The following is a 25,689-nucleotide window of genomic DNA, read 5'->3' on the forward strand; positions in this document are numbered from 1 at the left end:
AGCCGAGGACATCGCATTACCGCCATACCCTGACCAGCAAGGAGCTGAGCCGCCATGGGCGCAGAGCTGATATCCGGACGCAAGTCCCGGATCCAGCGGACCACTTCCGAGTCCGACGTCTACGTCGAGATGGACCTGGACGGAACCGGGACCTCGGAGATCTCCACGTCCGTGCCGTTCTACGACCACATGCTGACGGCACTGGCCAAGCATTCCCAGGTCGATCTGACGGTGCGGGCCACGGGGGACACCCACATCGACGTGCACCACACCGTGGAGGACGTGGCGATCTCCCTCGGCGAGGTCCTGAAGACCGCACTGGGGGACAAATCAGGCATCCGCCGCTTCGGTGAGGCCTCGGTGCCGCTGGACGAGGCGCTGGCACGCGCCGTCGTCGACGTCTCCGGGCGCCCCTACCTGGTGCACGAGGGCGAGCCGGAAGGCCAGCAGTACCACCTGATCGGCGGACACTTCACCGGGTCCATGACCCGCCACGTCTTCGAGGCCATCACGTACCACGCGTCGATCTGCCTGCACATGGACGTCGTCCGCGGACGGGACCCCCACCACATCGTGGAAGCGCAGTTCAAGGCGTTCGCCCGGGCCCTGCGCGCCGCGGTGGAGGACGACCCGCGGGTGACCGGGGTGCCGTCCACGAAGGGTGCGCTATGACCGGAACCCGCTCCGGAACTCGACCGACGGTAGCCGTCCTCGACTACGGCTCCGGCAACACCCACTCCGCCGTGCGCGCCCTCCAGCGGGCCGGGGCGGACGCCGAATTGACGGCGGACGCGGACACCGTGATGAACGCGGACGGGCTCGTGGTCCCCGGCGTGGGCGCCTTCCAGTCCGTCATGGAGGCCCTCCGGGCCACCGGAGCCACCCGGTGGATCGGCCGCCGCGTGGCCGGCGGCCGGCCCGTGCTCGGCATCTGCGTGGGCCACCAGATCCTGTTCGACGCCGGCGTGGAGCACGGCGTGCGCACCGAAGGCATGGCCGAGTGGCCCGGCGTGGTGGAGGCGTTGCCCGCCCCGATCGTGCCGCACATGGGCTGGAACACCGTGCGGCCGCCCGCCGGCTCGGACCTGTTCCGGGGCATCGAGGACGAGCGCTTCTACTTCGTGCACTCCTACGGGGTGCTGGACTGGACCTTCGACCAGACCCATCAGGCGATGAACCCGCCGCGGGTGACCTGGTCGAACCACGGGGCCGACTTCATCGCCGCGGTGGAGAACGGGCCGCTGGCCGCCACCCAGTTCCACCCGGAGAAGTCCGGGGACGCCGGCATGCAGTTGCTCACCAACTGGCTGGGAACCCTCTGATGCCGTACTGGACCACCCTGCTCATCGCCCTGGGCGGCCTGCTGCTGGGCGGGGCCTACTCGCTGCGCAAGCAGGAGTTCCCGGTGTGGCTGCAGATCGGCTTTGTGGTCTGCGCCGTGATGGCGATCGTGGCCGGATTCCTGCTGCTCCCGTAGGTGGCCGGCCCCGCGGCCTCACGGATGCGACCGATGCGCTCCCTGATTCTGCTGTTGCACTGCCTGATGTCTCTACTCCCGTTGTCTCTATTTCCGCATTCCCGAGAGGATCCACGTTGACCGAGAAGAAGCTTGAACTGCTGCCCGCCGTGGACGTCCAGGACGGTCAGGCCGTCAGGCTCGTCCAGGGCGAGGCCGGTACCGCCACCGGGTACGGCGAACCTCTGGAGGCCGCTCTGGCCTTCCAGCAGGCCGGTGCCGAGTGGATCCACCTGGTGGACCTGGACGCCGCTTTCGGTCGCGGGGACAACCGCGAGGTCATGTCCCGCGTGGTCACGGAACTGGGCGTGAAGATCGAGCTCTCCGGCGGCATCCGGGACGATGCCTCGCTGGAGAATGCCCTGGAGATGGGCGCCACCCGCGTCAACCTCGGCACCGCCGCGCTGGAGGATCCCGCGTGGACGGCGCGGGTCATCGAGCGCTTCGGTGACCAGATCGCCGTCGGGCTGGACGTGCGCGGGACCACCCTGGCCGCCCGCGGCTGGACGAAGGAGGGCGGGGACCTTTGGGAGGTGCTGGCGCGCCTCGAGGAGGCCGGCTGCGCCCGCTATGTGGTCACCGACGTCACCAAGGACGGCACCCTGAAGGGCCCGAACACCGAACTGCTGGCCGAGGTCGCCACGAGGACCGCCCAGCCCGTGGTGGCCTCCGGTGGCATCTCCTCGCTCGAGGACATCGCCGCGCTCTACGCGATGGTGGGTGTGGGGACCGCCGGCCCGGGAGCAGGCGTCGAGGGCGCCATCATGGGCAAGGCCCTCTACGCCGGCCGCTTCACGCTCGAGCAGGCGCTCGCCGTCGCCTCCGGTGCCACCCTCGAGGCGGCGGTGGCGGAGCACCCCACCCTGTGACCGGTCCCGACTCCGGCCCTCACCTCCCCGGGCACATCCAGGCCGCCGTCCAGCGGAATCTGGAGCGCCAGCACCGGGACGACGCCGGCCGCCCCGCCGACTCGGCCGGCCTCGCCTGGGAGGGCCGGGACCTCTCCGGAGACGGGATCGACGGCTCGGCCAACCCGCTGCATGCCTTCGACACGGATGACGGCACCGCGGACCCTGCCTGGGCGCCGGCACTGGACCGGTTGGCGGCCGGGGAGGCCGGGGAGGACACCGTGGTGGTCACGCTGTCCCGGATGCGCGTGTTCGCTGCCGTGCTGCCTACCGTTGTTGAGATGGCTGAGGAGATGGCCGAGGACCACCACGGGCATGATCACGCCGACGTCCACCAGCACGGGGACAAAGAGTCGGACATCGCCCTGGTGACACTGAAGGCCCCCGACGGCCGGACGGCGCTGCCCGTCTTCACAAACGTCCCCGCCCTGACGGCGTGGCACCCGCTAGCCCGTCCCGTGGCCACGTGGATGCCGCGCGCGTGCCTATCCGCCGTGGACGAGGGGGCCGAACTGGTCGTGGTGGATCCGGCGGCCGAGCGCACCTTCGTGGTGCGCCGTCCCGCCGTGTGGGCGCTGGCCCAGCAACGTGACTGGACGCCGTCGTACGCGGATGAAGCACTGGCCGGTGAGCTGGCGTCCGTCGTGGACCTGGTGCCCGGGCTGGAACGGATCGCCCTGGCGCCGGGCTCCGGGGTGGCCTCCCGGACCGCCTCCGGAGCCGTGCTGCCCGGTGGCGGATCCGGTCCGGAACTGCGGCTGGTGGCCTACCCGGACTCTGCGCTGAGTGCGGCCCAGGACGAGGCCGGGTTGCGGCTGATGGCCGCGACCCTGCAGCAGGTGCTCGGCGAGGTGCCCTCCTTGGCGGAGAAGGCCGACTCGGTGGAAATCACGGTCGGGCGACTCCCAAGATCCAAGCCCCCACTTTAGATTGCGCTTATCAGAAGTGTGCCCGAGGGAACGGCTAGGGAGCTTGGCTCTACTCACCAGGATCCGGTTTGTACGCGAAACGCTAATTCCCATATTCGACGATCATCTTATCGCGATGAGGAGGGGAATATTGTGAAGATGGAGAATCGACGAGTCCGAACCTTCACGTTTATGGAGTCGTTTGCTGTTGCAGGGGTCAAGAGATCCAGATCATCCGCCGAGGGGCTCAGAACAGTACTTGCTCTTGCCTTCGCGGCAGTCATCGCTGTTGTTGGAGTCTTCGAGACTCCATTGATGTGGGGTTTGGTTATCCCTCTCGCAATAGTCGCTGTTGCTACAGCTTTCTACTACCAGCGAGCCATCGACTGGGAAGGTGGCGATTCTCGGCCGATGTATCTAGGGATGTTTCTCGTTCTACCTTCCGTTGGCGCAATCTGGTCAGAGGGGCGGAATCGGCCGCTCTCATTGCGCCGCTCTTGTCCGTCGCCGGTGGCATCCTTGCGTGGATCGGACTGCGGTGGTGTGAACGCTCCCCGCGCCAGACTGCGAACAGATCAAGCTGAGCTACGGCTTGATCCTGAGCGGTCGAGACGAGTTGATCCGAGAAGCCAAGACGCCGGCAGAGTCCGGAGCCTTGGCTTCTCGCGGTACGGTGCTTTTTCCGAGGTGTTGGTGCGGCAGCCCGATTCGATGGAGATCACCGTAGGTCGGTGAGCGTGCCGGGCTCCCCGCCTTCCAAGGTCCGGCCCAGGCGGGAGAACACCCGGAGCAGTGTCTCGGCCTCGCCGTCCTCGAGGCGGTCCAGGAACAGGTCCTGGACCTGGCGCGAGTGCACGGCCGCGGCCTTGCGGAAGAGGTGCCTGCCGGCGTCGCTGATCACGGCCTCCGCCCCGCGCCGGTCCGTGGCCGCGGCACACCGCTCCACCAGGCCGCGCTGTTCCAGGGTCTTGACCTGGTAGGTCACCCGGGAGGGGGAGAAGACCATGAGCCGGGCCAGCTCACCCATCCGCAGCCGTCCCCCCGGGGCCTCGGAGAGCAACAACAGCAGGTTGTAGTCGGCCAGGTGGAGCTCGGCCGACTCCTTCAGGGTCCGGTCGAGGCGGTCCTGCAGCAGGGCCGTGGCCTCGAAGTAGGCCCGCCAGGCCTGACGCGGTACCCCCGTCTCGATCTGTCCCGGAACGGCCGTCCGGGACCAGGCATCAGTTGCCGCGGAGGAGTTGCTCAAAAGGGATCACCTCCAGTGGTTTGGCCTCGCCGGTGGCCCGGCGCGGGCGGGCCGGCAGCCGCCCGACCACCGAAGCCAGGTCCTCGCCGGCGGCGTCGATCCGGTGCTGCAGCGGCGTGGTGCGCGCCGACCCCTGGCCGCCGGTGACCTCGCCCCAGTCGTCCGAGGCGGCGAACACCGAGGAGGACAGGACCTTGGAGCGCAGGTAGCTGAACAGCGGCCGCAGCGCGGTGTCGATCATCAGCGAATGGCGGGGCGTGCCGCCGGTGGCGCCGAGCAGCACGGGGACGCCACGCAGGGCATCGTTGTCCACCAAGTCCCAGAAGGCCTTGAACAGGCCCGAGTAGCTGGCCTTGAAGGTGGGGGACACGGTGACGATGCCGTCGGCCTGCTCCACCTGGTCCAACGCTGCCTGCAGGGCTGCCGACCGGGACGGGTTGACGGTGGCCTCGGCGATCTCCGTGGCCAGCAGCCGGATCTCCACCACGTGCACCTCCGGCACGATGCCCTCGGCCGAGAGATGGTCCGCCGCGGCCGTGGCCATCCGGTTCGCCAGCATCAGCGAGGAGGACGGATCGCCCAGTCCGCCGGAGACCACCACGAGGTGACGGGCCTGCGGCGTGAAGGGATCCGCGCCGGCGGGGGAGCCGAGGTCCGGGGTGTCCTCCATGACTTAGTTCTCCTTCGTGCTGGTGCTCGCGCTGGTGCTGGCGCTCGAGGTGGCGTCAGCGGTGGACGCAGCGGCCTGGGCGGCGCGCTCCTGCGCGTCCTTCCGGGCCGGTGAGCCCTCCTTGCCGCCGGGAACGGGGGCCTCGCCGCGGCGGGCGCGCTCCACGAGGAACTCGTGGGTCGGTGCCTCGGGAACGTCCGCGGGCTTGAGCTTGGCGAACTCCTGGCGGAGCACCGGCAGGACCTCCTCGCCCAGGAGGTCGAGCTGCTCCAGCACCACGTCGGTCGGCAGTCCGGCGTGGTCCATCAGGAACATCTGGCGCTGGTAGTCGCCCACCCAGTCACGGAACTCGAGCGTGCGCTCGATGACCTGCTGCGGAGAACCCACGGTCAGCGGGGTCATCTTGGTGAACTGCTCCAGGGACGGGCCGTGGCCGTACACCGGGGCGTTGTCGAAGTACGGGCGGAACTGCTTCACGGCGTCCTGCGAGTTCTTGGCCATGAAGGCCTGCCCGCCCAGGCCCACGTAGGCCTGGTGTGCCTGGCCGTGGCCGTAGTACTCGTAGCGCTGGCGGTAGAGCTGCACCATCTGGATGATGTGCTCCTTGTTCCAGAAGATGTTGTTGTGGAAGAACCCGTCACCGTAGTAGGCGGCCTGCTCCGCGATCTCCGCGGAACGGATCGAGCCGTGCCAGACGAACGGTGCGACGCCGTCCAGCGGCTGCGGGGTCAGGGTGAAATCCTGCAGCGGCGTGCGGAAGCGGCCCTGCCAGTCGATGTTCTCCTCGTGCCACAGGCGGTAGAGCAGGTGGTAGTTCTCCACGGCCAGCGGGATGCCCTGGCGGATGTCCTTGCCGAACCAGGGGTACACCGGACCGGTGTTGCCGCGCCCCATGGTCAGGTCCACCCGTCCCTCGGCCAGGTGCTGCAGGTAGGAGTAGTCCTCGGCCAGGCGCACCGGGTCCATGGTGGTGATCAGCGTGGTGGCCGTGGAGAGGACGAGCTTCTCGGTCTGCGCGGCCAGGAACGCCAGCAGCGTGGGCGGGTTGCCCGGGGCCACGAAGGGCGGGTTGTGGTGCTGACCGGTGGCGAAGACGTCAAAGCCGGCCTGTTCGGCGTGCTTCGCGATCCTCACGGTGTCCTTGATCCGCTGGTGCTCGGTGGGGGTGGTGCCGTTGGTGGGGTCCGTGGTGATGTCGCCGATGGTGAAGATGCCGAACTGCATGGTTTCTCCTTGCTGGCTTCCGGGGGTAGTCGCCGGTGGGCCTCGTGCTGAGTATTGCAAATTTGAATCATCTGGTCCAACGGTGGAGGGCCGCCGACTATTCCCTGCTCTGTGCCCTGGTCTTCGCCGGCCCTCAGCGCGCGTCCGGTTGGACCGTACAGCGGGGCAGAGGAGACTAAGCCCATGAGCCCCACGAGCAGCTTGAGCGGCCAGAACTTGCTGGTGATGCAGCAGGTCACCGGCTTTTTGTCCAACGACTTCGCGATCGAGAACGGCGAGGGGCACGTGGTCGCCCACGGTCACACACGCGGCTCGGCGGCCTCGCGGATGTTCCGCGGCAACCGCCGGTTCGAGATCCAGGACCTGAACGGCACCCCGCTGTTCCGCGTGGAGGACCCCATGACCCTCGGCCGGGACCGGTACCGGGTCACCGGCCCCCAGGGGGAGCCGATTGCCGAGATCGTCCAGCGGATCTCCTTCTTCCGCACCTCCGTGGCGATCTCCGTGGTGGACGGCACGGACCTGCAGTTGGACGGTTCGCTGTCCGGGTTCTCCTTCCGCCTGATGGCGGGGCAGGCGCCGGTGGCCAGCGTGGACCGGAAGTGGGCCGGGTTCGGCCAGGCCATGCTGGGCCGCAGTCGCTATGCGGTGGAGCTGGATCCCGGCATGCCGGAGGTGGTGGGCTACGCCGTCATCGGCAGCGTGATCGCCCTGGACCTGATCCGGGACAAGGCCAGCAACAACTCCTGAGCCGTGCCCGTCCGGCTACGCCCGGGTAGCCTGATGCCGTGAACTTCGCCGCCTACGGGCACCTGCTGCGGGACGTGCGCATCCGCCGTGTCCTGGGCGTGGGCTTCATCGCCCGATTCCCCAATGCCGCCACGGGCATCATCCTGACCCTGCACGTGGCGGTGACGATGGACCTGGGCTACGGGGCGGCCGGCCTGGCCGTGGCCGCCATGACACTGGGCATGGCCGTGGGCTCGCCGTGGCGCGGCCGGCTGGTGGACCGGCTAGGACTGCGCCGGGCGCTGGTGCCCTCCGTGGTCACGCTGGGAGCGGTGTGGACGGCCGTGCCCTTCCTGCCGTTCCCCTGGCTGCTGTTCGGCGCCTTCCTGGGTGGACTGTTCGCCCTGCCTGTCTTCTCCGTGGTGCGCCAGTCCATCGGCGTGCTCACCCACGGTCCGCGGCGTGAGACCGCGTTCGCCCTGGACTCGATCATCACGGAGACCATCTTCATGGTCGGCCCCGCGCTGGGTGCCGTGGTGGCCACCAGCTGGTCCAGTGCCTGGGGGCTGGCGATCATCGGCTGGTCCGCCGTGGCCGCCGGGCTCTACCTGATGTGGTTCAACCCGCCCACGCGCTCCTCCCAGCTCGGGACCTTCCTGGCCCGGCCCGGCACCGAGCGTGAGTACTCCGCCGAGGAGGACCTGCGGCGGGCCGTGGACGGCTCCGTGCAGGGGGCGCCAGCGCACCTGGATCTCACCGCCACCGAGCTGGCCACCGGCGCCCTGCCGGTGATCCGCTCCACACCCCAGCACGACGCCGGCCCGCACCCGGATGCCCACGCTCACTTCGGTTCCGGTGCGGATTCCCGTCCAGACTCGCCAGCCGCGGCCCGGCCCGGTCCGCTGGCCCGTCTGCGCACCACTTTCGGCTGGCTCAGCGGCACCGCGCTCGCGGTGCTGGCGGTGTCCCTGGGTTCCGGGATGCTGATGTCCGGCACCGAGGTGGCGATCGTCGCGGAACTGGAACGCTCCGGCCAGGCCGCCCAGGCCGGCGTCGTGATCGCCTTCTGGTGTGGCGCCTCGGCGGTCGGCGGCATTCTCTACGGGGCCCTGGGCCGGCGGATCTCCCCGTTGCTGCTGCTCGCACTCTTCGCCCTGGGCACGCTGCCGCTGGCGCTCGTGGACGGCATGTGGGCCCTCGCGCTGGTGTCCCTCATCTCGGGGCTGTTTACGGCCCCGACCCTGGCGGCCGCCTCCGCCCTGATGTCCGCCGTGGTGACCGAGGAGCGGCGCGGTGAGGCCCTGGGCTACTACGGTTCGGCCATGACCGCCGGTGCCGCGCTGGGCGCCCCGGTCTCCGGTGCTTTCATCGACGGCATCTCGCCGGAGGCGGGCTACCTGTTCGCCGGGCTGATCGCCCTGGCCATGGTCGGCCTCGCCGTCCTGGCCCGAGCTCTGGTGCGGCGGCGGCGCCGCGCGGCGCTGACCCGCTTCCCGGTATGAGCCGGCTTCTGGTTCGACCCTGAGGCTCAGCCCGAGACGCGCTCCAGCGTGGCGAGCGTGCGTGCCAGGACCAGGTCCGTGGCGGTGGGGTCGAAGTCCGGGTGTCCGTGCTCGGTGAACAGATGCTGATCGCCCGGGTACTCGTAGAGCTCGGCGACGTCCCCGGCCAACCTCCAGGCCACCGGGCGGTCGTCCTCTCCCCACGGGTCGCTGCTCTTGAGGTGCAGGTCCAGCCCGACGCCGTCCGGCCACTGCGGGGCGAATTGGTCCACCGGCAGCGCCGCGGAGACCGCGATGCAGGCGCGGGCTGACGGCCGGGTCTGGGCGAGCCGGTAGGCCGGCATGGCACCCAGGGAGATGCCGAGGAAGCCCGTCGCCCCCGGGTGGGCGGCGGCCGCCTCGTCCGCCCGCTGCAGGATGCCGTCCACGCCCACGTCCTGCTCGGCGTGAGCCACCCCGTCCCCGATGGTGCCGAAGGTCCTCCCGGCGAAGAGGTCCGGGGTGTGCACTGTGTGGCCGGCGTCGGTGAGGCGCCCGTCCAGCCAGCGGACGCCGTCGATCAGCCCCAAGGCATGGTGGAACAGCAGGATCTCGGTCATGGTGAGGATTATTCGCCGACCGAGGCGCGCGCGGTACCGCTGGTGGCCGCAGCGGAGCCTCGGCGGTCGACCAGGGCGTCGACCCCTGGATCCCCTTGGCGTGGTGCCTCGGGTTCATGGTGATCGCCAGCTGGCTCATCGCCGTGGTGTTCCCGCGGAAGACGGCCCGGTGACGGGTTCCGCGTCAGTCCGTCGCCGCCAGCTGAACGGCGACGCCGGGAGCCGGACGGTCCGGTGAGATCATGACCGCCCGCCCCGGCACCTCCTTCACCCGCTGCAACGTCGGCCATACCATCCGGTGCTCTGGCGTGGAGCCTGCCGGAAGGTAGAAACGCGTGGGAACCAGCCCCAGGATGCGGCCGCCGGCCAGTTCCCGGGCTCCGAACAACGCGGCGGCCAGCACGTCCGGGCCATGGTCTCGCAGGAGGGTGGCCAGTTGCTCCTCCACGGTCTCGTAGCCCGTCCCGACGCGTTGAGCCGACCACCGTCCCCATGAGGTCACCATGAGATGGACGCGGTGACGCTCTGCCAGCCGTCCCTTCACCCGCTCCAGGAGCTGCGCCAGGTCCTGCGGCGTGGCCCGATCTGCGGCGAGCACACTCCAGGAATCCGGCACCCCGAGCGAATCCGCCACGCCATTGCCGTCCAGCACGAAGGTCGGGACGGCGGGGTCCAGGCGCGCGAGGTGGTCGAGGACGGACCGGGCTGCCGCGTCAACGCCGGCGGCCGTCGTGCCGATCCAGGCCACCGGGCCGTCCCGTCCCGGCAACCAGCGCACGGGGCGCTGCTCCCTCTCGTGGTGAAGATCGGCCAGCCCCACGATGACGGCGTCCGGCAGCACGGACCGGTCTTCCGGCGTCGGGGTCCACTTTTCAGGGAGTGCGGGCATAACGGCCTGTGTGGGAACCGGCAGGGCGCGGGAGGCGGCCTCGGCGCCGATCCGGACCGTCAGGTCCCGCCAGGGGGCCGGATCGGCATCGGGCGCACCGTCGGTCCACCGGACCAGGGCCGGCGGGCCGGTCGCCACCGAGAACTGACCTGCCTGGAAGGGCCGTGGCGGTCCGCCGCCGTGCCGCAGATAGGCGCGTCCCGGGGAATCGGGGGGGATCGTCACCGCGTCGGCAGTGCCCAACAGGTCCCACGATTCTTGCTCGGTGGCCGTGCGCAGACAGATCACGGTGCCCAGATTGGAGCGGACATCGGGACCGACGGCGCCCTGTGCCCGCTGCGTGGCCAGGACGAGGTGGAATCCCAGTGAGCGGCCCGTGGCGGCCAGCCTGGCCAGCAGCGCGGCGGCCTGAGGATGGTCGTCGACGAGAACACGGAGCTCATCGATGGCCACCACCAGGCGTGGCAGGTCCGCGTTCGGATGGGCATGCCGGTAGGCGCGGAAATCCGCTGCGCCGGCGGCCAGGAACAGTTCTTCCCGGCGGCGTAGCTCGGCAGAGAGGGCATCGAAGGTGCGCAGCGACTCCGCTTCCGTGAGATTGGTCTCCACCGACATGGTGTGGGGTAGCCCGGCCAGGACCGCAAAGGATGATCCGCCCTTGAAGTCCATCAGGACGAAGGACACCTCGGTGGGTGGATGGGCGGCGGCGAGGCCCGTCAACAAGGTCAGCAGCAGCTCGGATTTGCCCGAGCCGGTGGTGCCGGCGACGAGCAGGTGCGGCCCGTGGGCGACGAGGTCAATGGTCATGGGGTCTTCGCCGGGCGATAGTTCCGCCCGGAGGGACTCGACCCCCGGTTGTTCCATCAGGGGCTGGGGCAGGACCAACCGGACCGGTTCCTGGTCCACCGCCGGTCGTTGTACTGCGCCCATCTCGTCCAGCAACCAGGCTGCAGTCCGGGTGGTCATGCCATGCCACCGCAGAGCCGTGTAGTCCAGGCCTGCGAGCGATGCGACCCCTTGGTCCGCGTCCACTCGGTCCTCATGGCCGGGCGTGCCGGCCATGGCCTCAGGATGCTGTTCTCGCCCTGCATCACAGAGCAGCACACGGTGCCATCCGGCAGGAAGGTCCCGGGCAGAGGTCCCGGGCCAGCAAACGATGGTGCCGGCTGAGGCCCTGGTCGCACCACTCCACGGGGTGTCACCCTGAGCCGTCCGCATCACCACGCCTCGGCCTGAGGTGATGGCATCACGGCACAACTGCACGTGCAGCCAGTGTCCCATGGCCTGCAAAGTGGAGGGCTGGCCCGTGACGACCGTGGTCCGTCCGGGGAACAACACTGAGCTGGCGGGCAGATCCACTGTGGACCAGCGGGCCCACTGGTCGCCCTCTTTCGAGTTCTCCACCCGGAGGCGGGCGGTCCCGGTGCCCCAGCGGATGACCGGACCGTCCGTTGGAACACCGTCCACGCCGAAGCGATCCACGGAGTCGGCCCGCGCGGCCAGGGCGAGACGCCCCGGGGTGGGCGCCAGTTCATCGAGCCGACCGCTGACCCGCTCAGCACCATCCCGGATCCGCCGGCCGTGGCGCCGAGACGCAGCTCGGTGCTGGAACCACATGACTGCCACCACGGCCACCGAGACGAGACTGAACAACAGGAAATACCACAGGCCGGTGACCACGGCCATGACCACTCCGATGACCAGTGGCCCGGCAGCCATGAAGGCTTGGAGCACCGCATTCGGCCGAGCTGGTTCGGGCCCTGGGTCCACGACCGGGTCCGGGATCGACCGGATGGGTGACAGGGGGTCCGGCCGGCCGCGGACCAGGCGGAAGGTCGAGCTGCCGGCGGTGTAGGGCTGGTTCCCGGTCCAGAGCAGCTGTGCAGGACGCTGATCGGCATCCGCTCTGGTGACGAGAACACCTTCCGCGTCGACCTCCAGCCGGAAATGCGGGGCGGACAGAAAGGGGTCGGTGACGAGCCATTCGGCGTGATTCCGGCCCACGGTGAGGCCGGAACGGGGCAGCGGGGCCAAGCGGCCGGCGTCGGGACCGTCTTCGGCCACCACCGTGACGTCCGGCCCGGGACCGCGGTTATTCGCGCTGCCTCCGGGGCGGGCGACCACGGTCAGATAATTCTGAGTGGGTTGTCGCCCGTCAGTAGACCGACCAGGCCTGCCGGCGTCTCCGTTGACGCCCGAGAAGCGGTATCCGGGGAATCGTTCGCGTAATAAACCGTCAACCATGCCGACGGAGTCAGGACCGGCGGTTGGTGGACCATTGACCACCTTCCACCATTGGCCTTCCGCCGCCGGCAGTCCCAGTATTCTCAACCACACGCCAGGTTGACCTCCCGTAGTGCCGATGTTCCTCACGCCAGGATGCCGCGATGGCAGATGGCCTGGGGAGCCGGGTCGGCGAGAGTGTGGACAACACGCGCGAGGCATGGATATCCACAGGTCACAGAGGAGGCGGTGGGCCGCTGGTCCAGAACTCTGTACGCTCAGACCCAGGTCGAGGCCCGTCCGGGTCGTCATGGAGGGGAAACCATGGAAGCCATCCGCATTCTCGAGGACGAGGTCCGCGAGCTGATCCGCCGACGGGGCATGGATCCGCAGCGCGAGCCGGAGGAGATGCGCCGTCTGGTGCAGGCCGCGACGGCGGACTATGACGCGCGCTCATTGATCGGTTCGCTGCCGCTACTCCCGGACCGCGACGATGCTGAGAAGACCGTCTTCGACTCCGTGGCCGGTTTCGGCGTGCTCCAGCCCCTACTGGACGACGATACGGTCGAAGAAATCTGGATCAACTCGCCCACGGCCGTGTTCTGCGCCCGGGGTGGCGTGTCCGAGCTGACCAACATCTCGTTGACCGAGGAGAATGTCCGGGATCTGGTCGAGCGCATGCTGAAGTCCTCGGGCCGCCGCCTGGACCTGTCGTCCCCCTTCGTGGACGCGGCACTGCCGGACGGTTCACGCCTGCACGTGGTCATCCCGGATATCACCCGCAGGCACTGGTCCGTCAATATCCGGAAATTCGTGGTCCGAGCCCATCGTGTCGAGGACCTGGTGCGGTCCGGATCCCTGAGCGCGGATGCCGCGCGATTCCTGGATGCCAGTGTGGACGCCGGGTTGAACATCCTGGTCTCCGGCGCCACCCAGTCCGGCAAGACCACCATGCTCAATTGCCTGTCGGCCTCCATCGGCAGCCGGGAGCGCGTGGTGACGGTCGAGGAGATCTTCGAACTCAAGCTGCCGCTGCGCGATGTGGTCCAGATGCAGTGTCGCCAGCCGAACCTGGAGGGCCACGGCGAGATCCCCCTGCGCCGGCTCGTGAAGGAGGCGCTACGCATGCGCCCGGACCGGCTGATCGTGGGGGAGGTCCGAGAGGCCGAGAGCCTGGACATGTTGGTCGCTTTGAATTCAGGACTGCCCGGCATGTGCACGTTGCATGCCAACAGTGCGTCCGACGCCCTGACGAAGATTTGCACGCTGCCCCTGATGGCCGGCGAGAACATCTCCCGGAACTTCGTGGTCCCGACGGTGGCGTCCTGTTTCGACCTCGTGGTGCATTGCGCGCGGGACCGCCACGGCCGCCGGTACGTGGAGGAGATCCTGTCCGTCGGCACCCGGGTGGAGGAAGGGATCATCGAGTCCTCGACCGTCTTCCACCGCGTTGACGGCCAACTGGTTCTCAGCCCCTCGGCCATGTTGGAGAACCGCAAACTCGAATCCCGGGGTTATGACGTGCGATCCGTGGTGGGAGTCGGCTGATGGCGCTGTTCCTGGGGTTGACGCTGGGGGCCGGGTTGTTCCTGGTGTGGTGGTCGTTCTGGCCGCGCGGGGACCAACCGGTGGTGATCCGCCGGGACAGCAACCTGCGGCAACTGCTCGCCCGGGCCGGCGTCGAACAGGTCGGCCCCGCCGGTGTGGTGGCAGCGATGATCGGCTGCGGAATGGTGGCGCTGCTGCTGGTCTTCATCCTGACTCGTGCCCTGCCGATCGCGTTGTGCTTCGGCCTGTTCGGGGCGCTGGTGCCGTGGGTCGCGCTGAACTGGCAGGCGAAGAAGCGTCGCACCCTGCTGCGTGATGTGTGGCCAGACGCCGTGGACCACCTCCGCTCGGCCATCCGTGCCGGCCTGACCCTTCCCGAGGCGCTCATCCAGCTGGGGGACAAGGGGCCGGAGGAACTCCAACCGGCCTTCCGCGAGTTCGCCCGGGACTACCGTTCGGGACTGCGGTTCATGGATGCCTTGGACAACCTCAAGTTCAGGATGGCCGATCCGGTGGCCGACCGGCTGATCGCCGCCTTGCGGCTGACCAGGGAGGTCGGCGGCGCGGACATCGGGAACCTGTTGTCCACCCTCGCCGAGTTCTTGCGCGAGGATGCCCGGACCCGCAGCGAACTGGAGTCTCGTCAGTCCTGGACCGTCAATGCGGCTCGCCTGGCCGTGGCGGCCCCGTGGATCGTGCTGCTGCTGTTGGGAACCCAGCCGGACGCAGTGCGCGTCTATCAGACCTTCACGGGCCTGCTGGTGTTGGCCGGCGGCCTCGTGGTCTCCGTCATCTGCTATCAACTCATGTTGAAGATCGGTGCACTGCCGGAAGAGCAGAGGGTGCTGTAGATGACGACGTTCTCCATGGCCCTGGTCTTGGGGCTTGCCTTCGGGTCTGGGCTGGCCCTGGTGCTGGTGGCGTTGCCCTGGGGGTGGCGGCCCTCGCTAGCCCGTCGCGTCGAGCCCCAGCTGAGACACCATGCACCTGTGTCATCACTGCTGAACGAGCAACAGGTCGTGTCCCCGTGGGGTGCCCTGGGCCGGATCATGCAACCGGTGTTATCGGCCGGCGTACGGCAGTTGGGACGGCTCAACCTCGGCCACCAAGCCCTGGAACGCAAACTGGAGGCCGCGGGATCTGGCCTCTCCGTTCAGGACTACCGGGCCCAGCAGCTCATCGCCGCGGCCGGAGGAGCCGCGTTGGGGGTAACCGGATGCGTGGCGCTCGCGGTCAACGGTGCTCTGAATCCGGTCATCGGCGTCATGCTCGTGGGGACTCTGTCCGTGGTGGCCTTCTTCCTCAGGGACAACCTGTTGACCGGCCAGATCAATCGCCGCCGCGCGAGGATCCTCAGCGAGTTTCCCTCCGTGGCGGAGCTGTTCGCCCTGTCCGTCAGCGCCGGGGACAGTGCGGCTGGGGCCCTGGAACGGGTTGCCACCTCGGCCAAGGGAGAACTGGCCGGGGAGTTCTCCACGGTCCTGTCTGACATGCGCTCCGGATCATCCATCCATGCCGCCCTGAAAGCATGTGCACGGAGGATCCAGCTGGCGCCGGTGGAACGGTTCATCGAGGGGGTCCTCGTGGCCCTGGAACGGGGCACGCCGCTGGCCGATGTGCTCCGGGCCCAGGCCAAGGACGTCCGTGAGCTGTCCAAGCGGGAGCTGCTGGAATCCGCCGGCCGTAAGGAGATCGGGATGATGGCGCCCCTGGTTTTCGGCATCTTGCCACTGACCGTCATCTTCGCCGTGTACCCCGGGATCTCGATCATGAATCTCGGTTTCTGAACCACTACCCGCCCAACAGCATCACCCGATCGACAACCCATCCTGGAGGGGACCATGACAGACAAGACAGAACCGAAGTACCGGGCCTTGGCAGCCCTGACTGCCCTGACCGCCTTCCTGGGAAAGGCCCGTGATGACGAGCGGGGAGACGTGCCCGGCTGGGTGATGATCACGTTGATGTCGGCCGTGCTCGTCGCCGGGCTGCTGGCCATCGCGGGGCCCGCCCTGACGGACCTGTTCAACCAGGCGATCAGCCAGGTCACCCAGAACTGACCGTGCTGAACGCGCGTGAGGGCGAACGCGGATCGGCAGTGGCTGAATCCGTCATGGTGATGGCGCTGCTCTCGATCATCTTCGCCGCGATCCTCCAGTTCGGCATCATCATCCACGTCCGGAACACGTTGATCGATGCGGCCAGCGCAGGGGCGCGGTACGGAGCGCTGGGGGACCGGACGCCAGACGACGGCGTGGCCAGGACCCGAGAACTGCTCGCCGGGTCGATTCCGGGCGGCGGCCATGCCGATGTGTCTGCGGAGACGACAGGCGGGGACGGAACCACCATCGTCAGGATCACCGTTCGCACACAGATGCCCATGGTCGGTTTCCTGGTCGGTCCCGTGGGATTGGAGGCCGATGGTCATGCCTACCGATACTGACACTGGTCCTGATACCGCTACCGACACCATTCCTCACACCACGACTGACCCTCGGCGAATGGAAGCGCGAGGAGAGGAAGGTTCGGCCACGGTGGAGTTCGTGCTCCTGGCCGCGCTCCTGCTGATACCGGTGATCTACTTCCTGATGCTGACCAGTCAGATCCAATCCGCTGCCTATGCGTCCGTGGCCGCAGCAGACCAGGCGGCCAAGGCGATGGCCGGAGCCCCGGACGCCTCGAGTGCCGCCGGCCGCGCCGACGAGGTCGTGGCGTTGACGTTGGGGGACTACGGCTTGGATCCCTCCGTGGCGCAGTCCGCCCTGTCCTGCTCCACCAGCCCCTGCCTGGAGCCTGGTTCCTCCGTGTCGGTGGAGGTGGCGATCCGGGTGCCGGTGCCGTTGTTGCCGCAAGGACTCGGCTGGGACGCCGCCGTCGCCACGGTCACGAGTAACTCCCAGCAGCCCGTGCCGAGGTTCGGATGAGGGCTCGGACGCCGCGTCAGGAGCACGCAGGACGGGACCAGGGCGTCGGGAGAGTCGGAGACGAAGGCCAGACCACGGTGTTGGTCGTGGGGCTGACAGTCGTCTGCCTGCTGCTGGCCACCGTGATCCTCGCCGTGACCACCGTGAACCTCGAGGCTCGCAAGCTGCTGTCCGCCGCGGACGGGGCCACCATGGCCGCGGCGGACAGCTTCACCATTGCCATCGAAGAGGGCGGGGACGCCGGGCACGCCCCGGTGCTCGCTGACGCCGAGGCCGCTGAGGCGGTGGCCGGATATCTGGCCGCCGCCGGTTCCCACGAGCGGTTCGACGGGCTGGTGGTGGAGTCCGTCTCCGTGGGCGACGGCGGCCAGACCGTCGACGTGGTGCTGACGGCCACCGCTCACCCACCTATCGTGAACTGGATCGTGCCGGACGGCATCAGGATCGTGGCCACCAGTTCGTCCCGTACTGCCTTGACGCGCTGAGGAGACTCCATTGTCCGCCGACAACCCCGACAACCCCGATATCCCCGAGAACACCGAAAACACCGGCAACACCGAGCACCCGGACCTGAAGCGCCTGCGCCGCTGGGAGGAGTCCGGCGGCACCTGGGTGGTGGCCGCCCGCCGGGCCACACCCTCCGGTGAGGCCGTGACCCTCTCGCTGATGACCTGCGATGGGGGAGAGGAGATGGACGTCTTCTCCTCCTCCGATCCGGGGCTGGTGGAGTACGTCTCGGGGGACGCCAGATGACGGGCGGCAGGGCCGGCTTCGTGCCGGGGAACAACGCCGGTCCCGCTGCGCTGTAGGCTGGACCCCACCATGGCTGAGACTGACTACACCGCTGAAATCGCGCAACTGCGCTCCACGCTGTCCAACATCGAACAGGTGTCGGACATGGAACAGATCAAGGCGGACATCACCCGGCTGGAGGCGGAGGCCTCCGCTCCGGACCTCTGGGACGATCCGGAGGCGGCGCAGAAGGTCACCTCCAAGCTGTCCCACCGTCAGACCGAGCTTGAGCGCGTCGCCAAGCTGGAACAGCGCATCGATGACATGGAGGTCATGGTGGAGCTCGCGGCCGAAGAGGACGACGATTCTGCGCGCGAGGACGTCGCCCAGGAGCTTGAGGCCCTGCGCAAGACGATGTCCGACCTGGAGATCGTCACCCTGCTGTCCGGTGAGTACGACGAGCGTGACGCGGTCATCACCATCCGCGCCGGCGCCGGTGGCGTGGACGCCGCCGATTTCGCTGAGATCCTGATGCGCATGTACCTGCGCTGGGCCGAGCAGCGCGGCTGGACCACCAAGGTCATGGACACCGCCTACGCCGAAGAGGCCGGGTTGAAGTCCGCGACCTTCGAGGTCAAGGCCCCCTACGCCTTCGGCACGCTGTCCGTGGAGGCCGGTACCCACCGCCTCGTGCGCATCAGCCCCTTCGACAACCAGGGCCGCCGGCAGACGTCCTTCGCCGCCGTGGAGGTCATCCCACTCATCGAATCGGACGACTCGGTCGAGATCCCTGAGGGTGAGCTGAAGATCGACGTCTACCGTTCCTCCGGCCCCGGCGGCCAGTCGGTGAACACCACCGACTCCGCCGTGCGCATGACGCACATCCCCACCGGGATCGTCGTCTCCATGCAGAACGAGAAGTCCCAGATCCAGAACCGTGCCGCCGCCCTGCGCGTCATGCAGTCCCGGCTGCTGCTGGTGCGCAAGGCGGAACAGGACGCGAAGAAGAAGGAGATGGCCGGGGACGTCAAAGCGTCCTGGGGCGACCAGATGCGCTCCTACGTGCTGAATCCGTACCAGATGGTCAAGGACCTGCGCACCAACCACGAGGAGGGCAACCCCTCCTCGGTGTTCGACGGTGCGATCGACGGCTTCATCGACGCCGGAATCCGCTGGCGCGCCGGCGCCCGCCACAGCGAGGACTGACCACCCGGTCCATCCTCCGAACGGGCCCTTGTCCGCGCCGGAACACCCTGCCTACAGTGACCACGAGGCCCGATCCGGGCCGGGGGCCCGTCCCGGGCTCTCCCGTCACGACTCGCAGCAGGAGGCCAGCACCATGCGCGCAGCACGGTACTACGACGCCAAAGACATCCGCATCGAGGACATCGACAACCCGACCGCCGGTCCCGGGCAGGTGCTCATCGACGTGGCCTGGTGCGGGATCTGCGGCACCGACCTGCACGAATACCTGGACGGTCCGATCTTCATCCCGCCGGCCGGGCATCCGCATCCCATCTCCGGGGAATCGGCCCCGCTGACCATTGGCCACGAGATGTCCGGCACCGTGGCCGCGCTGGGCGAGGGTGTGGACGATCTGGAGATCGGCCAGAAGGTGGTGGTCGAGCCCTATGTGATCCGCGAGGAGCACGAGAACGACCAGGACTACCAGCTCTCCCCAGACATGAACTTCATCGGCCTGGGCGGTCACGGCGGGGGCCTGGCCGAACAGATCGCGGTGCGGCGGCGCTGGGTGCATCCGGTGGCCGACCACGTCAACCTGGACGAAGCCGCCCTGATCGAGCCCCTGGCCGTGGCTCACCACGCCTTCGTCCGGTCCGGGGCCCAGGCCGGTGACGTGGCCATCATCGGCGGTGCCGGCCCCATCGGGGCGCTGACCGCCGCCGTCCTCAAGGGCGAGGGCCTCACCGTCTACGTCTCCGAGCTCTCCGAGCTGCGCCGGCAGCGGGTGCTGGACGCCGGCGTCGTGGATGACGCCTTCGACCCCCGAGAGGTGGACGTGGCCGCGAAGGTCAAGGAGTTGACGGGCGGACGCGGGGCGGACGTCGGCTTCGAGGCCACCAGCGTGGACGTGGTGCTGGCGATGCTCCTGGAGGCCGTGCGCCCCGGGGGCGTGATCGTCAACGAGTCGATCTGGGGCCACGAGCCGAAGGTCCCCCTCCACCAGCTCGTGCTCAAGGAGATCGACCTCCGCGGCACCATCGGGTACGCCTGGGACCATCCGGCCACCATCAAGCTGATCGAGGACGGCACCGTGGACGTCAAACCGTTCATCACCGGCAAGATCGGCCTGGACAACCTCATCGATGAGGGATTCGACACGCTCATCAACCACAACGAGACCGCAGTGAAGATCCTCGTCTCGCCTACGGGGAAGGGACTCTGAGCCTATGGCCGAGTTACCCGGGATGCCGCCCGTCGCTGAACGCGTCGTCACCGCCGAACGGCGCATCGCCGCTGACGCGGGGGCCATCTTCGAGCTGATCGCGGACCCGGCCCGCCAGCCGGACTGGGACGGCAATGACAACCTGGCGAAGGCCGAGGAAGGTCAGCGCATCACCGCCGTCGGGGACGTGTTCACCATGGTCCTGACGAAGGACGGCGCTGTCCGGGAGAACCATGTGGTGGAGTTCGAGGAGGGCCGGCTCATCGCGTGGCTGCCCGCCGAGGTGGGGGAGGAGCCCCGGGGCCACCGGTGGCGCTGGGAGCTGAAACCGGCACCGGACGGCGGCACCCTGGTCCGGCACACCTATGACTGGACCCGGCTGACCGATGAGACTCGTTTCCGCCGGGCTCTGGCAACCACGGAAGCCGCCCTGATGGCGTCCCTGGACCGATTGGCCGCCGCCGTAGAGTGAAGCCACCCAGCCCTGTCACACGGAGGCAGGGAAGGACGTCTTGAGGGGATCTGATGACGGAGGTACGAGTTCGAGTGGATCCCGTGCGGGCCCTCGTCGAATCGCTCGCGGCCGACGATGCCATCCTGGTCGAGACGGTTGAGACCCTCCGGGCCACGATCCCCGGTTATGAGGATGTCCCCGCCGAGTCCCTGGAAGCCTCTGCCCGCCGCAATCGCGCGCTGAGCATCCGCACCATCCTCGACGGTTTGGCCCCCGAGCCCGAGGGGATCGACGAGGCGGAGACGCTGACCGAGGAACGGATGGCCCAGGGCGTCGAGATCGCCAGTGTGCTGGCCGGATTCCGTGCCTGCATGTCCATCATCCTGCGCCATCTGCTGGCTGCGGCCCCGCGCTACGGGGTGCCGGTGGAGACGGCCCTGTCCTTCTCCACCCTGCTCTGGTCCCTGGGGGATGCCTTCACCACCCGCGCCGTGGTCTCCTATCGCGACCGCACGATCGCCCAGGCCGTGGCGGATTCGGCCCGCCGTGCCCACTGGCTCGGCGCCGCCCTGGCGGGGAGCCTGGACCGGACCGCGCTGTTCGCCGGTGCCTCCGTCTTCGGTGTACCCCGTGACCGGACGGTCCGGGCCCTGTGCGCGGACGGCGCCTCGACCCCCGCCCTCGAGGGCTGGGCCGAGGACTCCGGGGCCACGGCCGTCGTCGTGCCGCAGGGCACGGGTGCCATCGGGATTCTCATCGGTGAGCCCGACGCCGGCCCGTCGCCCGCGGGGGCGACCATCGCCCTCGGTGCCCCGGTGGTCCTGGGGGAGCTGCCCCGATCCTTCGACGTGGCCACCCGGGTGCTGGCGTCCGCCCAGCGGGTGGGAGCGAGCGGGGTCGTCGACGTGGACCGACTCTCCTGGCGCATGGGCGTCTTCGCCAGTCCGGAGACCACCGTCCTGCTCGACGGGATCTACCTGGAACCGTTGCGGCAGGAGGGAACATTCGGCGAGCTGATCGTCGAGGCCTTGCGCGCCTACCTGGAGCACCGGATGAACATTCCGGCGGCGGCCGAGTCCATCCCGATCCACGTCAACACCCTGCGGTACCGCCTCAGGCGCTACCGCGAGATCACGGGAGCCGACCTGGGAGACCTCAACACGCTCATCGAGGTCGCGTGGGCCCTCGCCGCCGACCAGGGCTGAGCCTGATCTCACCGCAGTATCTCGCCATCTCGCCGAAATGCGCGTGTTGTAGGCACCGACGAATCCAGCGCCCACCTCTTGTGGGTCTCGACGTGGCCTGAATCACTTCGCGGGGGCATGGTGGTAGGTGCGGCCCTTCAGCGCCGTGACACCTCACCCACCAAGGAGAACGGCATGATCTTCGGGATCATTGGCATCATCCTGTCCCTCGCCCTGCTGATCACGCTGGCGTACCGGGGCATGCCCGTCATCATCGCGGCGCCCATCGCGGCCGTCGTGGCCCTGGTGTTCTCTGGCGCGCCGATTCTCGCCTCCTACACGGAGATCTTCATGCCGGCCCTCGCCGGGTTCGTGGGCCAGTACTTCCCGCTGTTCCTGCTCGGCGCCATATTCGGCGTGCTGATGACGGTCACCGGCTATGCGGAGTCCATTGCCCGCACGGTGGCCCGCTGGATCGGCGCCCGCAACGCGCTGGCGGCCACCGTCGTCACCTCCGCCCTGATGACCTACGGCGGCATCAGCCTCTTCGTGGTGGCGTTCGTGATGTTTCCCCTGGCCCGCGAACTGTTCCGCGTGGCGGACATCCCGAAGCGGCTGATCCCGGGAACCATCGCCCTGGGCATCTTCACGTTCACCATGACGGCACTGCCGGGCTCCCCTCAGGTCCAGAACCTGATCCCGGGACAGTTCTTCGGCACCGACGGTTTCGCGGCCCCGGGGATCGGCCTCGTGGGAACCGCGATGATCCTCGGGCTCGGGCTGGCGTGGCTCGAGTTCCGGCGCCGCCGGCTCATGGCCAATGGTGAGCACTTCAGCGATGCCGGGGTAGGCCGCGGTCCTGGTGTCCGCGGTGGCGCCAGTCCCCGCCGCGGGGACGGACCCGGTGCGGCGCTGGCCGCAGCTGAGGCTGGTTCCTCGAACGCGTCCCCTAACGCTTCCCCCACCGCTTCGGGAACCGGCTCCGGCGTCCAAGCTAAGGTCAAGGAGGCCGAGGCCGGCACCTCCGGCGCCGTCATGACTCCGCGCAACGGGGTGGAGGCGTTCATCCCGCTGCTGGCCGTCATCATCGTCAACTTCGGCTGCACCCTGCTGATCTTCCCCGCCCTGAACTGGGACTACCTGCAGGAGGAGAAGTTCGGCGCCATCGAATTGAGCGCCCGCGCCGGCATCTGGGCCGTCATCATCGCCCTGACCGTGGCCATCCTGGTCATCGTCGCCTTCAACATCCGCCGCTTCGGGGATCTGCGCAAGGCCTTCGTGGACGGGGCCAAGGGCTCCATGCTGCCGATCTTCTCCACGGCCTCGGAAGTCGGCTACGGTGCCGTCGTCGCCTCCGTGGCGGCGTTCGCCGTGGTCCGGGACTCCGTGTTCACCATGGGTGGCAACGCCCTGGTCACCTCGGTGTTCTCCACCTCGGTCACCGCCGCCATCACGGGCTCCTCCTCGGGTGGCATGACCATCGCCCTGAACGCCTTCGGCGACGACCTCAAGACGCTGGCCCTGGATCAGGGGGTGAGCCTGGAGGCCATGCACCGCCTGACCGCCATGGCCGCCGGCGGCCTGGACACGCTGCCCCACTCCGGGGCCGTGGTCACGCTGTTGATCGTCTGTGGCATGACCCACCGCCAGTCCTACAAGGACATCTTCATGGTCACCCTCGTCATGCCGGTCATCACTGTCGCGGTGCTCACCGCCGTGGTGTCGGTGGTCGGGGCCTTCTGACGCGCCCGGCCCGGCCGATCTAGGCTGGAAGTCAGCCACGCCAGACCACACCACCCCACACCACGCGACACGACGTCGCCTCCCGCCTCACCCACAGGAGAACAGCCATGACCGCCACCCCTTCTGCTCGCTCTGCTGCCCCTACTGCCCAGGACGCCGTGATCGTCGGCGGGGCCAGGACCCCGTTCACCCGGCTGCTGTCCCAGCAGGCCTCCCTGACCGCCGTGGACCTCGGCGCCCACGCCATCAAGCACGCCCTGCAGCGTGCCGGCGTGGACGGCGCTGACGTGGACTCCGTCATCATGGGCCAGGTCGTCCAGGCGGGTCAGGGGCAGAACCCGGCCCGCCAATCGGCCCTCGCCGCCGGACTCGACTGGAGTGTGCCGGCCACGACCATCAACAAGGTGTGCCTGTCCGGCCTCACCGCCGTCATCGATGCCGCGCGGCTCATCCGCCTGGGGGAGGCCGAGGTGGTGGTGGCCGGCGGCCAGGAATCCATGACCAACGCCCCCCACCTGCTGGTGGGAGCCCGGAAGGGCTACAAGTACGGTCCGACGACGGTGCTCGACTCGGTCGCCTACGACGGCCTGACCGATGCGCTCAGCAAGGAGGCGATGGGCGAGCTCACCGAGTCCGGCAACACGGAGCGGCAGATCGACCGCACCGCCCAGGACGAGGTCGCCGCGGCCTCGCACCGGCGTGCCGCCGTCGCTCAGACCGACGGCACCTTCGACGCGGAGATCGCGCCCATCGAGATCCCGCAGCGCAAGGGCGAGCCGGTGGTCCTCTCCCAGGACGAGGGCGTGCGTCCGGACACCACCGTGGACTCCCTGGCCGCGCTGCGCCCGGCATTCGCGCAGGACGGCGGCATCACGGCCGGCAACTCCTCACCGCTCTCCGACGGCGCAGCCGCACTGGTGGTCACCTCGAGGGCCTACGCCCAGGCCCGCGGCCTGACGGTGCTGGCCACCATCGGGGCTCCCGGCCAGGTGGCCGGACCGAAGGACTCCTCCCTGCACTCCCAGCCGTCCAACGCCATCCAGGCAGCGCTGGACCGGGCCGGCTGGTCCGTGGGAGAGCTGGACTTCATCGAGATCAACGAGGCCTTCGGCGCCGTGGCGGTCCAGTCCCTGAAGGATCTGGAGTATCCCTTGGAGCGGACCAACCTCCACGGCGGTGCCATCGCCCTGGGCCACCCGATCGGCGCCTCGGGGGCCCGGTTGGCCCTGACCGCGGCCCTGGAGCTGTCCCGGCGCGGCGGCGGCCGGTCCGCCGTCAGCCTGTGCGGTGGCGGCGGCCAGGGCGAAGCGCTGCTGCTGAGTCTCTGACCACCACCCCGTTAGCTCACCCCGTCCTTCACCCACCCGTATCTCCTCCCTGACCCGTACCTCATCCCCGACCCAGAAGGCAGGCACGTCCGTGACCGAACCCGTGACCGCATCAGTGACCGAGCATCAGCAGACCACCGGGATCTTCCGGGACGGCATCCTCGCCGGACGTACCGCGGTGGTGACGGGAGGGGCCTCGGGGATCGGGGCGGCCTGTGTGCGTGCGCTGGCTGCGGCCGGGGCCACGGTGACCGTGGCCGATCTGAACGCGGAGGCCGCAGAGGCGCTCGCAGCCGAGGTGGACGGCACGGCTTGGGTGGCCGACCTCGCCGACACCGAGGCCCTGGATGAGCTCCGGCTGGACACGGACATCCTCGTCAACAACGCGGGGATCCAGCGGATCGCCCCGATCCATGAGTTCGACCCCCAGGCGTGGAGGTTCATCCACCGGCTCATGCTGGAGTCGCCATTCCTGCTCACCCGGGCCGTCCTGCCGGGCATGTACGAACGGGGCTTCGGCCGGATCATCAACCTCTCCTCCGCCCACGGGATGCGTGCCTCGGCGTTCAAGAGTGCCTATGTCTCCGCCAAGCACGGTCTCGAGGGGCTGTCCAAGGTGACCGCCCTGGAGGGTGCGGGGCACGGGGTGACGTCGAACTGCATCAACCCGTCCTATGTGCGCACCCCGCTGGTGGAGAAGCAGATCGCCGACCAGGCGAAGAGCCACGGCATCTCGGAGGACGAGGTCGTGGAGAAGGTCATGCTGACCGAGTCCGCCGTCAAGCGCCTTGTCGAGCCGGAAGAGGTGGCCTCGCTGGTGCTCTGGCTGGCCTCGGACGCCTCCGGCATGGCCACGGGCGCCTCGTATGCGATGGACGGCGGCTGGACCGCCAGTTGAGGCGTCCGAACACCAGAACACCAGAACACCAAACCAGGAGAAGCGGAAGGACAGACG

Annotated in this window: 27 protein-coding genes; 22 read left to right on the plus strand and 5 right to left on the minus strand. The window is 68.8% G+C overall.

Annotated elements, in window-relative coordinates; genetic code table 11:
- The first annotated feature begins 54 nt into the window (after window positions 1–54).
- From hisB to AB0333_RS12635, 5 genes are all read left to right on the plus strand, one after another.
- On the plus strand, window positions 55–672 hold the full coding sequence (gene hisB, locus AB0333_RS12615) for an imidazoleglycerol-phosphate dehydratase HisB (RefSeq protein ID WP_115930869.1): 618 nt from the start codon (window positions 55–57) through the stop codon (window positions 670–672).
- Complete coding sequence (hisH, locus tag AB0333_RS12620; protein WP_366219012.1) at window positions 669–1,322, plus strand: imidazole glycerol phosphate synthase subunit HisH; 654 nt, start codon at window positions 669–671, stop codon at window positions 1,320–1,322. Before hisB ends, hisH begins: the two co-directional genes overlap by 4 nt.
- Window positions 1,322–1,477: a hypothetical protein gene (locus tag AB0333_RS12625; RefSeq protein WP_170144506.1), complete on the plus strand. Its 156-nt coding sequence runs from the start codon at window positions 1,322–1,324 to the stop codon at window positions 1,475–1,477. The genes hisH and AB0333_RS12625 overlap by 1 nt, the downstream gene beginning before the upstream one ends.
- A 116-nt stretch (window positions 1,478–1,593) precedes the next feature.
- A complete protein-coding gene (gene priA / locus AB0333_RS12630) occupies window positions 1,594–2,385 on the plus strand; it encodes a bifunctional 1-(5-phosphoribosyl)-5-((5-phosphoribosylamino)methylideneamino)imidazole-4-carboxamide isomerase/phosphoribosylanthranilate isomerase PriA (protein ID WP_366219013.1) in 792 nt (263 codons plus the stop codon).
- Window positions 2,382–3,353 (plus strand): SseB family protein, encoded by a 972-nt coding sequence (locus AB0333_RS12635; protein ID WP_366219014.1) that lies wholly within the window; start codon window positions 2,382–2,384, stop codon window positions 3,351–3,353. Before priA ends, AB0333_RS12635 begins: the two co-directional genes overlap by 4 nt.
- 697 nt (window positions 3,354–4,050) lie before the next feature.
- On the opposite strand, the gene AB0333_RS12640 is transcribed toward AB0333_RS12635, so the two are convergent.
- Genes AB0333_RS12640 through AB0333_RS12650 form a run of 3 tightly spaced genes read right to left on the minus strand, consistent with a single transcriptional unit; the run spans window position 4,051 to window position 6,472 of the window.
- Window positions 4,051–4,578: a MarR family transcriptional regulator gene (locus AB0333_RS12640; protein WP_366219015.1), complete on the minus strand. Its 528-nt coding sequence runs from the start codon at window positions 4,576–4,578 to the stop codon at window positions 4,051–4,053.
- A complete protein-coding gene (locus AB0333_RS12645) occupies window positions 4,553–5,248 on the minus strand; it encodes a CE1759 family FMN reductase (protein WP_366219016.1) in 696 nt (231 codons plus the stop codon). The genes AB0333_RS12640 and AB0333_RS12645 overlap by 26 nt, the downstream gene beginning before the upstream one ends.
- A 3-nt stretch (window positions 5,249–5,251) precedes the next feature.
- Window positions 5,252–6,472 carry an LLM class flavin-dependent oxidoreductase gene (locus AB0333_RS12650; protein WP_366219017.1) on the minus strand — a complete coding sequence of 407 codons (1,221 nt, stop codon included), beginning with the start codon at window positions 6,470–6,472 and terminating at the stop codon, window positions 5,252–5,254.
- A gap of 183 nt (window positions 6,473–6,655) precedes the next feature.
- Between AB0333_RS12650 and AB0333_RS12655 the strand changes: the two genes are divergently transcribed.
- Both AB0333_RS12655 and AB0333_RS12660 read left to right on the plus strand, forming a co-directional pair.
- On the plus strand, window positions 6,656–7,222 hold the full coding sequence (locus tag AB0333_RS12655; RefSeq protein ID WP_366219018.1) for an LURP-one-related family protein: 567 nt from the start codon (window positions 6,656–6,658) through the stop codon (window positions 7,220–7,222).
- Between the two features lie 38 nt (window positions 7,223–7,260).
- Window positions 7,261–8,703 carry an MFS transporter gene (locus tag AB0333_RS12660; protein ID WP_366219019.1) on the plus strand — a complete coding sequence of 481 codons (1,443 nt, stop codon included), beginning with the start codon at window positions 7,261–7,263 and terminating at the stop codon, window positions 8,701–8,703.
- A gap of 26 nt (window positions 8,704–8,729) precedes the next feature.
- Here the strand turns inward: AB0333_RS12660 and AB0333_RS12665 are convergent, their stop codons facing one another.
- The gene (locus AB0333_RS12665; protein ID WP_366219020.1) at window positions 8,730–9,302 is read right to left on the minus strand and encodes a dienelactone hydrolase; all 573 of its coding nucleotides are present in this window, start codon (window positions 9,300–9,302) and stop codon (window positions 8,730–8,732) included.
- A 184-nt stretch (window positions 9,303–9,486) separates the two neighbouring features.
- The gene (locus tag AB0333_RS12670; RefSeq protein WP_366219021.1) at window positions 9,487–12,315 is read right to left on the minus strand and encodes an FtsK/SpoIIIE domain-containing protein; all 2,829 of its coding nucleotides are present in this window, start codon (window positions 12,313–12,315) and stop codon (window positions 9,487–9,489) included.
- Between the two features lie 423 nt (window positions 12,316–12,738).
- On the opposite strand from AB0333_RS12670, the gene AB0333_RS12675 reads away from it, so the two are divergent.
- The 15 genes from AB0333_RS12675 to AB0333_RS12745 all read left to right on the plus strand — a co-directional run bounded on the left by AB0333_RS12675 (window position 12,739) and on the right by AB0333_RS12745 (window position 25,632).
- Window positions 12,739–13,962 carry an ATPase, T2SS/T4P/T4SS family gene (locus tag AB0333_RS12675; protein ID WP_115930881.1) on the plus strand — a complete coding sequence of 408 codons (1,224 nt, stop codon included), beginning with the start codon at window positions 12,739–12,741 and terminating at the stop codon, window positions 13,960–13,962.
- On the plus strand, window positions 13,962–14,813 hold the full coding sequence (locus AB0333_RS12680) for a type II secretion system F family protein (protein WP_366219022.1): 852 nt from the start codon (window positions 13,962–13,964) through the stop codon (window positions 14,811–14,813). The genes AB0333_RS12675 and AB0333_RS12680 overlap by 1 nt, the downstream gene beginning before the upstream one ends.
- Window positions 14,814–15,749, plus strand: a complete 936-nt coding sequence (locus tag AB0333_RS12685) for a type II secretion system F family protein (RefSeq protein ID WP_366219023.1) — start codon at window positions 14,814–14,816, stop codon at window positions 15,747–15,749.
- Between the two features lie 54 nt (window positions 15,750–15,803).
- Complete coding sequence (locus tag AB0333_RS12690; RefSeq protein WP_115930884.1) at window positions 15,804–16,022, plus strand: hypothetical protein; 219 nt, start codon at window positions 15,804–15,806, stop codon at window positions 16,020–16,022.
- Between the two features lie 2 nt (window positions 16,023–16,024).
- Window positions 16,025–16,405, plus strand: coding sequence for a TadE family protein (locus AB0333_RS12695; protein WP_245952024.1), 381 nt, complete (start codon window positions 16,025–16,027; stop codon window positions 16,403–16,405).
- Between the two features lie 58 nt (window positions 16,406–16,463).
- Complete coding sequence (locus AB0333_RS12700; RefSeq protein WP_115930885.1) at window positions 16,464–16,886, plus strand: hypothetical protein; 423 nt, start codon at window positions 16,464–16,466, stop codon at window positions 16,884–16,886.
- Window positions 16,883–17,371, plus strand: coding sequence for a pilus assembly protein TadG-related protein (locus AB0333_RS12705; RefSeq protein WP_366219024.1), 489 nt, complete (start codon window positions 16,883–16,885; stop codon window positions 17,369–17,371). Before AB0333_RS12700 ends, AB0333_RS12705 begins: the two co-directional genes overlap by 4 nt.
- A 10-nt stretch (window positions 17,372–17,381) precedes the next feature.
- On the plus strand, window positions 17,382–17,639 hold the full coding sequence (locus tag AB0333_RS12710) for a hypothetical protein (RefSeq protein WP_366219025.1): 258 nt from the start codon (window positions 17,382–17,384) through the stop codon (window positions 17,637–17,639).
- 69 nt (window positions 17,640–17,708) lie between these two features.
- Entirely contained in the window at window positions 17,709–18,824 is a 1,116-nt protein-coding gene (prfB, locus tag AB0333_RS12715; RefSeq protein ID WP_115930887.1) for a peptide chain release factor 2, read from the plus strand.
- Between the two features lie 133 nt (window positions 18,825–18,957).
- Window positions 18,958–20,025, plus strand: coding sequence for a 2,3-butanediol dehydrogenase (locus tag AB0333_RS12720; RefSeq protein ID WP_366219026.1), 1,068 nt, complete (start codon window positions 18,958–18,960; stop codon window positions 20,023–20,025).
- A gap of 4 nt (window positions 20,026–20,029) precedes the next feature.
- Window positions 20,030–20,497, plus strand: a complete 468-nt coding sequence (locus tag AB0333_RS12725) for an SRPBCC family protein (protein WP_366219027.1) — start codon at window positions 20,030–20,032, stop codon at window positions 20,495–20,497.
- Between the two features lie 53 nt (window positions 20,498–20,550).
- Complete coding sequence (locus AB0333_RS12730; protein WP_366219028.1) at window positions 20,551–21,684, plus strand: helix-turn-helix domain-containing protein; 1,134 nt, start codon at window positions 20,551–20,553, stop codon at window positions 21,682–21,684.
- Between the two features lie 174 nt (window positions 21,685–21,858).
- Window positions 21,859–23,406 carry a GntP family permease gene (locus tag AB0333_RS12735; protein WP_366219029.1) on the plus strand — a complete coding sequence of 516 codons (1,548 nt, stop codon included), beginning with the start codon at window positions 21,859–21,861 and terminating at the stop codon, window positions 23,404–23,406.
- Window positions 23,407–23,513: 107 nt separating this feature from the next.
- Window positions 23,514–24,734, plus strand: a complete 1,221-nt coding sequence (locus AB0333_RS12740) for an acetyl-CoA C-acetyltransferase (RefSeq protein ID WP_366219030.1) — start codon at window positions 23,514–23,516, stop codon at window positions 24,732–24,734.
- A gap of 142 nt (window positions 24,735–24,876) precedes the next feature.
- Window positions 24,877–25,632, plus strand: a complete 756-nt coding sequence (locus AB0333_RS12745; protein WP_366219089.1) for a 3-hydroxybutyrate dehydrogenase — start codon at window positions 24,877–24,879, stop codon at window positions 25,630–25,632.
- Window positions 25,633–25,689 lie beyond the last annotated feature (57 nt).

This window comes from Citricoccus sp. NPDC079358 (assembly GCF_040702545.1).
GTDB lineage: Bacteria > Actinomycetota > Actinomycetes > Actinomycetales > Micrococcaceae > Citricoccus.